The organism is Consotaella aegiceratis (assembly GCF_036541425.1).
Taxonomy (GTDB): domain Bacteria; phylum Pseudomonadota; class Alphaproteobacteria; order Rhizobiales; family Rhizobiaceae; genus Consotaella; species Consotaella aegiceratis.
The window spans coordinates 17,645-29,918 of record NZ_JAZHFT010000005.1 but is presented as its reverse complement, the minus strand read 5'-3'; the positions used below and the strand labels follow the sequence as shown (position 1 = coordinate 29,918).

Genomic DNA, 12,274 nt, shown 5'->3' with positions numbered 1-12,274 from the left:
GCGGCATGGGCGACGCCACACCGCTTTGGCCGGGGCGCGGCCGATTTCGAACGCGCCCCTCATCGCAGCCGTGGCAGGCCGATCCGCCCCGCACGGCGCCCTCGTCGAGTTCTCGTTCGTCATGACCGTTGAAACCGCCGTCACACCGTGCCCGAGCCTGGGTTCCCGCATCTGGGAGCACCGCTTCGACTATCTGTTTCTGGTCCCCGGCCTGCTGATCTTCGGCATGCTGATCGGCTATCCGCTGGTCGCGTCGGAGTATTTCTCGCTCCTGCGCTGGTCGGGTTTCGATGCGGATCGCGTCTTCATCGGCCTGCAGAATTATCGCGAACTGTTGGCCGACAGCTTCTTCTGGTCGGCGTTCTGGCGTTCCTTCATCTTCATGGTCGGCACCGTGCCGGCGCAGATGGTGCTGTCGCTGATCGTGGCGATCATCCTCAACAACAAGCTGATGCGCCTGTCGTCGTTCTTCCGCACGGTGATCTTTCTGCCGGTGGTGACGCCGGTCGCCGTCATCGGCATCGTCATGACGATCATGCTGAGCCCGTTCAACGGGCCGGTGAACTCGTTCCTGATGCAGTTCGGTCTGGTGCCGCGGCCCCAGGATTTTCTGGGCGATCCCAACCGGGTCATGCCGACCCTGATGGTCATCTACGTGTGGAAATGGCTGGGGGTGACCATGGTCTACTGGCTGGCCGCGCTGCAGACCGTGCCCGACGAGCTCTACGAGGCCTCGCAGCTGGAAGGGGTCAAGAGTTGGCAGATGACGGTTTTCGTCGTGCTGCCGATGATCATGCCGTTTGCCATCGTCATCGCGCTGATCTCGGCGATCGGCGCCCTCAACGTCTTCCCGCTGATCCAGTCGATGACCCAGGGCGGCCCGTACTTCGCGTCCGAAGTCATGGAGGTCTACATCTTCCGCAACGCCTTCGCGAGCGTCGGCGGTTCCGTCCCGCGGCTCGGCTATGCCAGTGCGGCCGGGGTCTTCTTCGGGTTGTCGATCATGGTGCTGACCATCTTCCAGCTCTTCGCGGTGCGCTACATGCGCAGTAGCACGAGGGCGACACGATGAGCGTCCAGGCCCTCGATCGCGGCGGCAGCCTCCGCGACCGCCTCGCGCTGACGGCACCCCGCCGTGCCTGGCTGATCAGCATCCTCCTGGCAGCGCTCTGCTGCGTCTGGATCTATCCACTGGTCTGGATGGTCTGCGCCTCGCTCAAGAGCAATGCCGAGATCTTCGCCAACCAGGGTCTGATCCCGCAGAACCCCACCTTCGCGAACTATGTGAACGCCTGGAATCAGGCGCATGTTGGCAGCTACTTCTTCAACACGCTGTTCGTGACCGCCGGCTCGGTCATCCTGGTCACCATTTCCACGGCGATGATGGGCTACGTGCTCGGACGCCGCGCCTTTCCCGGCCGGCCGATCCTCTTCGGCCTGCTCGTCTTCACGCTGTTCGTGCCTCAGGGCTACACCATCATCCCGGTGTTCGAGCTGCTGTCCAAGCTCGGTCTGTCGCAGTCTCTCTGGGGGCTGGTGCTGGCTACCTGCGGCGGCTCCTACGTGATCTTCGTGCTCCTGTTCGCCGGTTATTTCAGCCAGATGCCGAACGAGCTGGAAGAAGCCGCCAAGATGGACGGCGTCGGCTTCGTGCAGACCTTTCTCTACATCATGTTGCCCCTGTCGCGACCGATCATCGTCACGGTGATCGTCATGCAGACGCTCTATGCCTGGAACGACTTCCTGCTGCCCTTGGTCGTCACCCTGGCCAATCCGGCGATCCGCACGCTGTCGGTGGGCGTCTACGCGTTCAAGGGCGAGAACTTCGTCGACTGGGGCGGCATGACCGCCGCATCCACCATCACCATCCTGCCCATCGTCCTCCTGTTCCTGGCCCTGCAGCGTTACTTCATCAACGGCCTGGCCGGCGCGGTGAAGGGATGAGGGCGATTCGCCGGGGCGACTGCGTGCCGCATGAGGGAGGCCTATGTCCGGACTGAGTTTGCACAACGTCAAGAAGCGCTTCGGCTCGGTGGAGGTGATCCACGGCGTCGACCTCTCCGTCGAGCCCGGTGAGTTCTGCGTCTTCGTCGGCCCGTCGGGCTGCGGCAAGTCCACGCTGCTGCGGATGATCGCCGGGCTGGAGCAGATCACCGAGGGCGAGATCACCATCGGCGGGCGGCGCGTCAACGAGGTCGATCCCTCGCGCCGCGGGGTCGCCATGGTGTTCCAGACCTATGCCCTCTATCCGCACATGACGGCCGAGCAGAACATGGGCTTCGGCCTGCGCATGAACGGTATGCCGAAGGCCGAGGTCGCGGCGCGCGTCGCCAAGGCGGCCGGCATCCTGCAGATCGGCGAGTTGCTGGCGCGCAAGCCGAAGCAGCTGTCCGGCGGGCAGCGCCAGCGCGTCGCCATCGGCCGGGCGATCGTGCGCGATCCGGACGTCTTCCTGTTCGACGAGCCGCTGTCCAACCTCGACGCGGAACTGCGCGTCGCCACGCGGGTGGAAATCGCCAAGCTGCACAGTCGGCTCGACGGCGCCACGATGATCTACGTCACCCACGATCAGGTCGAGGCGATGACGCTGGCCAGCAAGATCGTCGTGCTGCGCGCTGGGCGGGTCGAGCAGATCGGCTCGCCCATGGAACTCTACCATCGGCCGGCGAACCTCTTCGTCGCGGGCTTCATCGGCTCGCCGAAGATGAATTTCTTCCCCGTCGATGTCGAGCAGAACGGACGCCGGGCGTGGTGCCGCCTGCACAACGGGACCACCGTGGAGCTGGCGGTCGATGATGGCGTCCGCGCCGACACCGCCGCGACCCTCGGCGTGCGAGCAGACCAGTTGGCGCTGGGCGATGCCGGCACGGCTCCCATCACCGGCACGGTCAGCGTGGTAGAACGCCTCGGCGATGCCGAGTTCGTCTATGTGGCCGGCGCCGGCGACAAGGAGATCATCGCCCGCTTCGACGGCGACGTCGCGGTCAAGGTCGGCAGCCCGATCGCGCTCGACTTCAAGGGGCGCCTGCATTTCTTCGACGAGGCCGGCCTCGCCATCGAGGGCATCCGGTCCGCGACGGCGGTGCCGGCCGCCGTCGCGTCCTGAGTGAATGTCACAATCCGAGATCGTACGACGATGCGCCCCAACATTATCTTCATCATGTCCGACGACCACGCCGCGCGCGCCATCAGCGCATACGGGGCGGGGCTGAACCACACCCCCAATCTCGACCGCCTGGCCGCCGAGGGCATGCGTCACGACGCGACTTACGTGACCAACTCGATCTGCACGCCGAGCCGTGCCGCGATCCTCACCGGCACCTACAATCACGTGAACTGCGTCACCACGCTCAACACCCACATCGACAATCGTCTGCCCAACGTCGCCAAGCATCTGAGGCATGGCGGCTACCGCACCGCGATCTTCGGCAAGTGGCATCTGGGCGAGGGCCACGAGCACGAGCCGACCGGCTTCGACGAGTGGTGCGTGCTGCCGGGGCAGGGCGAGTATTTCGACCCGGTGATGATCGATCGAGACGGCGCCCGTCGACGCCCCGGCTACGCCACCGACGTCATCACCGACATGAGCCTCGATTTCCTCGATCGGATGGATGGCGACCAGCCGTTCTTCCTGATGTGCCACCACAAGGCGCCGCACCGGAGCTTCCTGCCGCATCCCAAGCATCGCGACATGTGGCGCGACGAGGATCTGCCGCTGCCCGAGACCTTCTACGACGACTACGCCAACCGTGCAGCCGCGGCCAAGGCCGCCAAGATGCGCATCCGCTCGGACATGACCTACGAGGACCTCGGCCTCGTCCAGCCCGAGGGCGGCTCAGAGGTGGGCGAGCTGATGTTTCGCCTGCACTGGGCGCGCAAGATTCCCGAGATCAAGACCGGCGAGACAATCTCGCTGATCTGTGCCGAGACGGGCGAAACCTTCACCTTCGACGATCCGAACAGGCTCGCGGAGTTCAAGTATCAGCGCTACATGAAGCGCTATCTGAGAACCATCCAGTCGATCGACGACAATGTCGGTCGCCTGCTGGACAAGCTCGACGAAAAGGGCCTCGCCGACAACACGCTGGTGATCTACACCTCCGACCAGGGCTTTTTCCTGGGCGAGCACGGCTGGTTCGACAAGCGCTTCATGTACGAGGAGTCGCTGCAGATGCCGTTCCTCGTGCGCTATCCGGCCGGCATCCAGCCGGGCTCGGTCGGTCGCGACATCGCCTGCAATGTCGACTTCGCGCCGACCTTCCTCGACTATGCCGGCCTGCCGGTGCCCTCCTACATGCAGGGGCGCTCGATGCGGGGCGTGCTGGAGGGGTGGCGCCCGGACGACTGGGAGGATCTCGCCTATCACCGCTACTGGATGCACAATGACGAGATCCACGAGGCCTGGGCGCATTACGGCGTGCGCGACGCCCGCTACAAGCTGATCTACTGGTACAACAAGGACCTCGACCAGCCCGGCGCCCGCCCCAATGACGCGCCGCCGGAATGGGAGCTGTTCGACTGCGCCGAGGATCCCTACGAGATGATGAACCTGGCGAACGATCCGGGCCATGCCGCGGTCTTCCGCGACATGCTGGCCAAGCTCGACGCCAAGATGGCCGAGATCGGCGACGTGCCCGAACACGACAGCGCCCAGGCGTTGGCCGATCTTGCCACTTGAGGTTTCAAAGACCGAGCCATCCCGGAGGCCGTTGGCCGCAGGGGAGGACCGTTCCCGGTTTGCGAAGAGCCGGGAGCGGATTTCCCGTTCGGAGCGGGACCGCGAACCTCAGAAGCGCTCGTTCACCATTTCCTCGCTTTTGGTCCACAAGGCCTTGGCGTGGTCGGGATCGAGTGCATAGGGTCGCACTCCGCCGGTGATGCCGATCTCGGGCCCGCCTTCGATCGGCTCCGCCACATGGCAATCTTCGCAGTATTGGCCGCCGACTTCCTCGGCGTCCGCGGCGACGCCCGCCCAGACCGAGGTCGCGGCCCCCTGAGGGATCGTTTTCCACTGAAACGCCGGCGCGCCTTCGGCTTGGGCGGCATTGATGCTGTCGATCAGTTCCTCGATGGCTTCCGGCGTCATATGGCGGCCGAGGTCGGTCTGGATGCCGCCGGGATGGACGGCGACGCCACGAATGCCGCGGTCCTTGTGGCGGCGGTCGAATTCGGCGGCAAACAGCGCGTTGGCGGTCTTCGAACGCCCATAGGCGACAAAGGGCTCGTACGGCGTATGCTCGAAATTGGGGTCGTCGAGATCGACGTCGGAAAACTGGTGTCCGGACGACGACAGCATGACGACGCGCGCGCCGGGCTTCAACAGGGATTCGATCCGGTTGACGAAGACGAAGTGCCCGAGATGATTGGTGCCGAACTGCGTTTCGAAGCCGTCCGCCGTGGTTCCCTGGGGACAGGCCATGACACCGGCGTTGGCGATCACCAGATCGAACGGCTTGCCGTCCTCGATCAGGCCATCGGCGCAGCCACGGACACTGGCCAGCGACGCGAGGTTCAACTCGATCAGTTCGATGGTGCCGGAGGTGCCCGCCTCGGCTTGGGCCTTGTCAACGGCCGCCCGTGCCTTGTCGAGATCGCGCGCCGCGCCGATCACCGTCGCGCCATGGGCCGCCAGCACGCGGGCGGTCTCCACGCCGAGGCCGGACGACACACCGGTGACGAGCGCGCGCTTGCCGCTCAGATCGACGCCGTCGAGAACTTCGTCGGTGGTCGACTCGAAGCCGAATTTCGAAGCCATGATAGCCCTCATAGTCTAAGGATGTCGGAGTTCGACACGGCGCATTTCTTTGCGATACCGGGCCGAATACGATACAAGCGGAGGCTTGCTCCGATTATATGCGGAGGTTTCCTCCGTTTATCAAGAGAGACCGAATGACAAAAACTGATCGCACAGGCAGGCATCTGCGCGCCGACGCTCTGCGCAATCGCGAGCGGCTGATGGAGGAGGCCAAGACGGCCTTCACGGAACAAGGGCCGGACGTCAGCCTGGAGGAGATCGCTCGCCGTGCCGAGGTCGGCATCGGCACGCTCTATCGCCACTTTCCGAACCGGCAGGCGATCCTGGAAGCGGTCTATCGGCGCGAGATCGAGCAGCTTGGGGCGGCGGCGGACCGTCTTCTTCGAGAACTCCCGCCGGCTGAAGCCATGCGCCAGTGGCTGCGTCTGTCCATCGACTATATGGCGACCAAGAAGGTCATTGCGGCGGCGTTCACGGCGGCCGTCGGCAACCCGTCCGCGCTCTACGAGTTTTCGGGCAATCTGCTCGCCGAGAGCATCGAGACCCTGCTGGCTGCGGCCATCGCGGCGGGCGACGTGCGGCCGGACGTCAAGACGGCGGACATCATGGCGGTCATGATGGGGGTGGCGGCCACCACATCTGCCCCCGACTGGAGGGAGAGCGCCGTTCGGCTCACCGATATCCTGATCGCCGGACTGCAGTCGAAACCGTCGTAAAACCGCTCGCCGACCGGTCTCTCCCGGAGCGCATCGGCGTCGTCAAGCCGCTTCGCGTCCCCAGCACTCGATCTGCGTCAGCGCAGGAAAGGGCGAGGGATCGTCCGCCTTGATCAGCTTGCCGAGGCTCAGCCATTCCACGGTCTTCGGCGAAAAGGCGATCCGCTGTGCCTCGCCGGTCTTCGACAGGTCGGCACCCAGGTCGCTGCCGTCGGAAAAGCCGAGCGTCGCCCGTCTCCACCAGGCGTCATGCGGAAAATCGGCGCGAAGGTAGAGCACGACCTCGTCGATCGCCACCGGACGGCCGAAGCGCAGGGTCAGTTCGGCATCGGGGTCCTGGTTGATGCCCCAGCTCGTATAGGGCCAGGAGCCGTGATCGTCGTTGGCTTTCTGCCCGTCGATGGCGTTGCGCGCCGCAAAGCCGGCCTCGCCGCGCGTCTCGACATTGGCCTCGGCATGCGGAAACAGGCTCGTATTGTCGTGGTGGTCGTAGGGATTGAAGGCGAGGTTGCGTCGGGCCGCAATCTCCGCCGGCAGCGCCTTGCGCGCATGAAGCCGGTGCATCTCGCCGGCAAAGGCACGCGGCGAATGGGCGGCGCGCCTCCCGTCAAAGGGGATCGGCAGCTCGAACCGTTTGTCCTTGAGGAACAAGAGCGCGGGCTCCATGGCGTCGTCCATCTGAATGAGGACGAACTGGTTCGTCTCGCTGCTCTCGATCACCAGGCTGTCGCCGTCCTCATAGGTCGGACGATGCACGAGCCAGGTTTCGTCTTCGCCGCGGCGCTCCGACAGGATGCGCCCGGCGGCGCTGACGACGCTGAGGACGAGGGGCATGGTTCAACTCCCTGGGATCAAATGACGGTGAGCATGAGATGCGAGCCCATCGGCACGAGCACGCGGTAGAGGCGGTCCGGCCAGGCCCAGCGCAGGCGCACATCGGTGATCGGGATTTCCTCCAGACGCATGGTGCCGGCGCCGTCGAGGTGGATCGTGCCGAGATCGCCGACCCGAATGAGACCGTCTGAAATTTCGGGATGCTCGACGAACATCAGGCTGAGCTCGGCCGGCCTTTCGCCCTCGTATCGATCCTCGACGACAACGGCCTCCCCTTTGACCAGCCGCACCTCGCGCCGATAGCAGGCGACGTCGGCCTCCGGCGGATAGGCGCCGGCAATCTCCATCGCGATCCGGCTGTCGCCGGGGCCGAAAGAGACCTCGACATCACGCGCGGCAAACGCGGCGCCGGCTTCCTGCATGACGCCGCCGAAGGTCGGCAGATTGTGATAGGCCGATTGCATCGTCCAGATTTCGTAACGTCGTGGCGAGAAGGTCTTGGCCGTATAGCTTTCGACGCCGACGTCGATCAGCAATGGCTTGCCGTTTTTGTAGAGCGTCAGGCTGCCCGTGTCGTTGTGATTGTGGCTGTCGCCGTTGTCGCCGGCCTTGACCGCGAGATCGAAGACGGCGTCGCGGGCGACGAAGACGCCGTTGCTCGGATAGTAGATTTCGCGCTTGTCCTCCTGCCCGGCGGGATAGGCCACGATCTCCCGGGCGGTGAACGCCGCCTGCAATCGGTAGAACAGGTTGAGTTCGTCGGGCAGGTCGTGGTTTTCGTCTCGTTGCCAGTCGGCGGCGGCGAACGAGGCGAGCGCCGCGCTGTCCACGCGCTGGCCGAACAGAAACTCGCGCACGCCCGCGCGTTCGACGACGGCCGAGCAGTCGGCGAAGTTGAAATAGTGTCGGTCCGCGACGTGCATGTGGAGGATGTATTCGGCGATGTTGCGGATCTTCGGCTCGCCGAAGAGCGGCGCGAAGGTCCCGTCGGTCACGGCGTTCAGCACCTCCATGGCGTTGAACAGGCAGAGGCCGGCATGGCGATAGTAGAGCACGCCTTCCTCGCAGCAGCCGTCCTCGCCATAGTCCTTGAGGAAGGCGTCCATGCCATGGGCCGCCTTCTCGACGACGCGCCGCTTGGTCTCCTGGCTTTGGCCCGTGGTGAAGGCGGCGAGGAGCACGTTCTGGGTGCACCAGACCGTCCAGTTGCACATCGGCTCGTCGCCATTGCCCATCCACCAGAAATGGCGGTCGAGATAGGGCGTGACGATCCGAGTCTGGATCTCCCGGCGGATGCGCTCGCCGATCAGCGGGCTGATCGCGTCGAGCTCGGCGCCGAGGAGGTGGCGCACCATGGCCAGCTGAGCGCCGGTCTCGGCGGCGAAAAGATCGATCACCGGCGCCGCAGTGTCGGGCAGGATGATCTGCGGGGTGTCGCGGACATAGCTGTTGTGGGCCGGGAGCTGCCAACCGCTTTCCTCGCATAGCGCGAAGATGCCATCAATGACGGCGTCGATGAAGCGCCCCTCCGCCTCCACGCATTCGGCCATGACCAAGGCGTTCAGCATTCGGCGCCGCGCCATATAGAGCTCTTCGCAGCCGACCCGGTTGCCGGTCCGGCAGAAGGCCATGTAGTCGGTTGCCGGAATCGACGGATAGGGCTGACCGAGCAGGCTTTCGCCGCGAGCCACGAGCGACGCGGCAATAGTGCTTGGCAACGCCGTCCATGCCGCCCGGTCGCGCGCCGGCGCGCGAGGCGCGAACTCGGCAAGTTGGGCGGGGAGACGGTCAAGCAGTTCCACGAACATGAAGGGGTCCTCGGAAGCCGGGGCTCCGCGCGGCTGGTCCGGCGGAGCGCCTGTCGGCGGGTCAGGCCTTGGAGTAAGGTGCCACGGTGAAGCGCAGTGACAGCGGCTCGGACGAGGGTATCCGATACTGCTCGTGCACCGGCGCGCCCCAGCTGTCGTCGCCGCCGACACCCATCTGCTTGGCGATGATGCTGACCACTGTCCGGCTCACCGGCGGCAGATCTTCGGGCCGCATCGCGCTTTGCAGTTCGAAGGCGTCGTAGGGCAGCACACCCAGCTCGAACGGCGCGCCTTCTGTTGCGAAATGCAGGCCGCGCCCCTGTGCAGACACGATGTCGGCCCAGCGAACCCCCATGCGGTTGCCGCACTCCTGCGGCACCAGATAGGGAGACAGGTTGCCCGCCACCGTCGTCTCGAAGATACCGAGCCGCGCGCCCCGGCAGCGATCGACATAGCTTTCGTCCGGCCCCAAGCCATAGAAGCGGAAGTGGTCGAACGAGGGCGCCAGGCTGAACTGCAGGCCGAACAGCGGCAGATCGGGCAGACCGTCGCCGCCGGGATAATTCGCCTCGACATGGATCAGTCCGTCGCGCCCCGTACGGTAGGTCACCGTCGGCTCGATCGGCAGGCCGGGCAGGGCGAAGCGGTAGGATGCGGTCGGCTCGCCGGCCGCCTCGCTGAAACGGCACTCGACGACGCGCTGATAGAGCGTCGCCGTGTGCCACGGTGCCAACCGAAAGCCGTGATGATTGCCGCGGTCGTTGTCGGTGACGGCGCGCCAGAAGATCAGGCGTGGCGGGCGCGGGAGCAGTTCCTCGTCGCCGAGCTTGATCGACGTCAGGCCGCCCTGGACGCGCGAGAACAGGGCCGCGTAGCCGGACGTGGAGACGCCGAGATTGAGGTCGCCGCGCGCGACCGTCAAAGCTTCTGCCGCCTCTGTCTCGGCCTTGCCCTCGATCTGCCAGACGTGTTCGCCGAAGGCGACTTCGTGGCCGCGTTCAGCCCAGGACGTGTCCGCCTTGAGGTGCAGCGAGCACTGCACGGCATATTCGCCGGGCGCGTCGACCGCCGGCAGATCGAGGGGGAGGCGAGCCTCGCACCCCGGCGCCACCGAAACGTCCATCTCGGCGGTGTGGACGATTTCACCGTCCTTCAGCAGCTGGGTGCGCAGGAACCAGGCGTCGGTGGAGACGAACAGATTCTTGTTGCGGAGAGTGACGCCGCTCGGATCGGGCTTCAGCTCGACCGTCTGATAAAGCGCCTTGACCTCCTGCGCCTTGGCGGTGGGTTCGCGGCGCGCGGTGACGATGCCATTGCCGCAGAACTCGTAATCCGAAGGCCGCTCGCCGAATTCGCCGCCATAGGCCAGCCGCTCGCTGCCGTCCGGCGCCGTCACCGCCATCGCCTGGTCGATATAGTCCCAGATGAAGCCGCCCTGATACAGCTCGTACTTGTCCGCGAGATCGGTGTAGAGGTGCATGCCGCCGCAGGAATTGCCCATGGCATGCATGTATTCGCACAGGATGAACGGCTTCTTCGGATCGCTCCGCAGGTAGACCTCGACGTCCTGCGGCTTGGTGTACATGTGGCTTTCGATGTCGCTGGTGTCGTCGAAACGACGGTCGCGGGTCACTCCTTCGTAGTGCACGACACGCGAAGGATCGCGCTGGCGGAAGAACTCCGACATCTCGAAGATGTTCTTGCCGCCATAGCTCTCGTTGCCGCACGACCAGATCAGGATCGAGACATGGTTCTTGTCGCGCTCGAGCATGGAGCGGGCACGGTCGATGACGGCCTCGCGCCATTCCGGCCGACCGTCCGGCACCACCCATTCGGGCAGGGTCTCGCCGTTCTTCTGCCAGGAGCCGTGGGATTCCAGGTTGGCCTCGTCGACCAGGTAGACGCCGTACTCGTCGCAGAGCCGGTACCACTCGCTCTGGTTCGGGTAGTGGCTGGTGCGCACCGCGTTGATGTTGTTCTGCTTGATGAAGCGGATGTCCCACAGCATGTCCTCGCGGGTGACCGCGCGGCCGCGCCGGGCGTTGAACTCGTGCCGGTTGACGCCGTTGAAGACGATGCGCTTGCCGTTCAGGCGCATCACCTTGTCCCTGATCTCGAAACGGCGGAAGCCGACCTTTTGCGGCACCGCCTCGATCACCGCGCCGGAGCCGTCGGCGAGAACCAGCATCAGCTCGTAGAGATGCGGTGCTTCGGCGCTCCACAGCGCCGGCTTCAGGACCGGCAGGGCGAGATCCATCTCGCCGGCGGCCGGAACCGGAGGCTCGGTGAGCACCGTCTGCCCTGTCGGGTCCCGCAGCTCGATCGCCAGCGTCGCGCCGTCGTCCGGCACGGCAAGTTTCAGACGGAGGCGGAGAGCCGCTTCGGTGAAATCGTCGGACAAATCCGTCGTCACGAAGAGATCGTCGATATGGGCGCGGGGCAGGGTCTCCAGCACCACATCGCGGAAGATGCCGGTCAGGCGCCAGAAGTCCTGGTCCTCGATCCAACTCGCCGACGATCGCTGATAGACCTCGACCGCGAGCCGGTTTTCGCCTTCCACCAACAGCTCGGTGACGTCGAAACGGGACGGGGTGAAGCTGTCCTCGCCATAGCCGACGAAGGTTCCGTTGAGCCAGACATAGAACGCCGTCTCGGCGCCTTCGAAGGTGAGCACGACGCGCTCGCCTTTCGCCACGGAGCCGTGCTCGAACGCAGTGACGTAGGAACCCACCGCGTTGGCCTGCGGCACCTCGGGCGGGCGTAAGTCTTCGATCCCGTCCCAGGGGTATTGTGTGTTGACGTACTGGTTTCGGCCGAAGCCCTGGGTTTGAATATAGCCGGGAACGTCGATTGCCGCCCAATCCGAGGTGTCGAATCCGGCCTTGAAGAAATCGGCCGGCCGCGCCTCGGGGCGGTCGGCATGGTGGAACGCCCAGCGTCCGCTCAGGCTGCGGCGCCACGGGCTGGTGCTGCCGGCGCGCGCGGCCTCGACGCTGGGATAGGCGGTATGGTCCGAGACGGCGTCGAGCCGGCCGACGGCGAAGATCGTCGGATCGCTGAGCCAGGACAGCGCGGGGGCGGCGGACATCGGCATGGCCTCATGAAACGAAGGGGTTGCAGGCGGTGCAACCGGGCTGGATGGGGCTTCCGGTCGTGCGACG

9 protein-coding genes are annotated in these 12,274 nt (G+C 65.3%); 5 read left to right on the top strand and 4 right to left on the bottom strand.

Features of this window, described 5'->3' with window-relative positions:
* Positions 1-121 precede the first annotated feature (121 nt).
* The 4 genes from SMD10_RS05495 to SMD10_RS05480 are packed head-to-tail and all read left to right on the top strand — an operon-like array spanning position 122 to position 4,678.
* A complete protein-coding gene (locus SMD10_RS05495; protein WP_331684653.1) occupies positions 122-1,072 on the top strand; it encodes a carbohydrate ABC transporter permease in 951 nt (316 codons plus the stop codon).
* A complete protein-coding gene (locus SMD10_RS05490) occupies positions 1,069-1,944 on the top strand; it encodes a carbohydrate ABC transporter permease (protein WP_331684652.1) in 876 nt (291 codons plus the stop codon). The genes SMD10_RS05495 and SMD10_RS05490 overlap by 4 nt, the downstream gene beginning before the upstream one ends.
* Before the next feature lie 43 nt (positions 1,945-1,987).
* Positions 1,988-3,106 carry an ABC transporter ATP-binding protein gene (locus SMD10_RS05485; protein WP_331684651.1) on the top strand — a complete coding sequence of 373 codons (1,119 nt, stop codon included), beginning with the start codon at positions 1,988-1,990 and terminating at the stop codon, positions 3,104-3,106.
* A 30-nt stretch (positions 3,107-3,136) separates the two neighbouring features.
* Entirely contained in the window at positions 3,137-4,678 is a 1,542-nt protein-coding gene (locus tag SMD10_RS05480) for a sulfatase family protein (protein ID WP_331684650.1), read from the top strand.
* Between the two features lie 108 nt (positions 4,679-4,786).
* Here SMD10_RS05480 and SMD10_RS05475 read toward each other — a convergent pair whose 3' ends face one another.
* Positions 4,787-5,755, bottom strand: a complete 969-nt coding sequence (locus SMD10_RS05475) for an SDR family NAD(P)-dependent oxidoreductase (protein WP_331684649.1) — start codon at positions 5,753-5,755, stop codon at positions 4,787-4,789.
* A gap of 134 nt (positions 5,756-5,889) precedes the next feature.
* On the opposite strand from SMD10_RS05475, the gene SMD10_RS05470 reads away from it, so the two are divergent.
* Positions 5,890-6,471: a TetR/AcrR family transcriptional regulator gene (locus tag SMD10_RS05470; RefSeq protein ID WP_331684648.1), complete on the top strand. Its 582-nt coding sequence runs from the start codon at positions 5,890-5,892 to the stop codon at positions 6,469-6,471.
* Positions 6,472-6,513: 42 nt separating this feature from the next.
* Here SMD10_RS05470 and SMD10_RS05465 read toward each other — a convergent pair whose 3' ends face one another.
* The 3 genes from SMD10_RS05465 to lacZ form a co-directional block, all read right to left on the bottom strand.
* Complete coding sequence (locus tag SMD10_RS05465) at positions 6,514-7,305, bottom strand: DUF7402 domain-containing protein (RefSeq protein ID WP_331684647.1); 792 nt, start codon at positions 7,303-7,305, stop codon at positions 6,514-6,516.
* Positions 7,306-7,322: 17 nt separating this feature from the next.
* Positions 7,323-9,113 (bottom strand): heparinase II/III domain-containing protein, encoded by a 1,791-nt coding sequence (locus tag SMD10_RS05460; RefSeq protein WP_331684646.1) that lies wholly within the window; start codon positions 9,111-9,113, stop codon positions 7,323-7,325.
* Between the two features lie 61 nt (positions 9,114-9,174).
* Positions 9,175-12,201, bottom strand: a complete 3,027-nt coding sequence (lacZ, locus tag SMD10_RS05455; protein ID WP_331684645.1) for a beta-galactosidase, LacZ type — start codon at positions 12,199-12,201, stop codon at positions 9,175-9,177.
* Positions 12,202-12,274: the final 73 nt, after the last annotated feature.

Excerpts from the sequence above, each read along its gene's own strand:
- SMD10_RS05495 (WP_331684653.1), top strand. The coding sequence starts at position 122 with ATGACCGTTGAAACCGCCGTCACACCGTGCCCGAGCCTGGGTTCCCGC.
- SMD10_RS05490 (WP_331684652.1), top strand. The coding sequence starts at position 1,069 with ATGAGCGTCCAGGCCCTCGATCGCGGCGGCAGCCTCCGCGACCGCCTC.
- SMD10_RS05485 (WP_331684651.1), top strand. The coding sequence starts at position 1,988 with ATGTCCGGACTGAGTTTGCACAACGTCAAGAAGCGCTTCGGCTCGGTG.
- SMD10_RS05480 (WP_331684650.1), top strand. The coding sequence starts at position 3,137 with ATGCGCCCCAACATTATCTTCATCATGTCCGACGACCACGCCGCGCGC.
- SMD10_RS05475 (WP_331684649.1), bottom strand. The coding sequence starts at position 5,755 with ATGGCTTCGAAATTCGGCTTCGAGTCGACCACCGACGAAGTTCTCGAC.
- SMD10_RS05470 (WP_331684648.1), top strand. The coding sequence starts at position 5,890 with ATGACAAAAACTGATCGCACAGGCAGGCATCTGCGCGCCGACGCTCTG.
- SMD10_RS05465 (WP_331684647.1), bottom strand. The coding sequence starts at position 7,305 with ATGCCCCTCGTCCTCAGCGTCGTCAGCGCCGCCGGGCGCATCCTGTCG.
- SMD10_RS05460 (WP_331684646.1), bottom strand. The coding sequence starts at position 9,113 with ATGTTCGTGGAACTGCTTGACCGTCTCCCCGCCCAACTTGCCGAGTTC.
- lacZ (WP_331684645.1), bottom strand. The coding sequence starts at position 12,201 with ATGTCCGCCGCCCCCGCGCTGTCCTGGCTCAGCGATCCGACGATCTTC.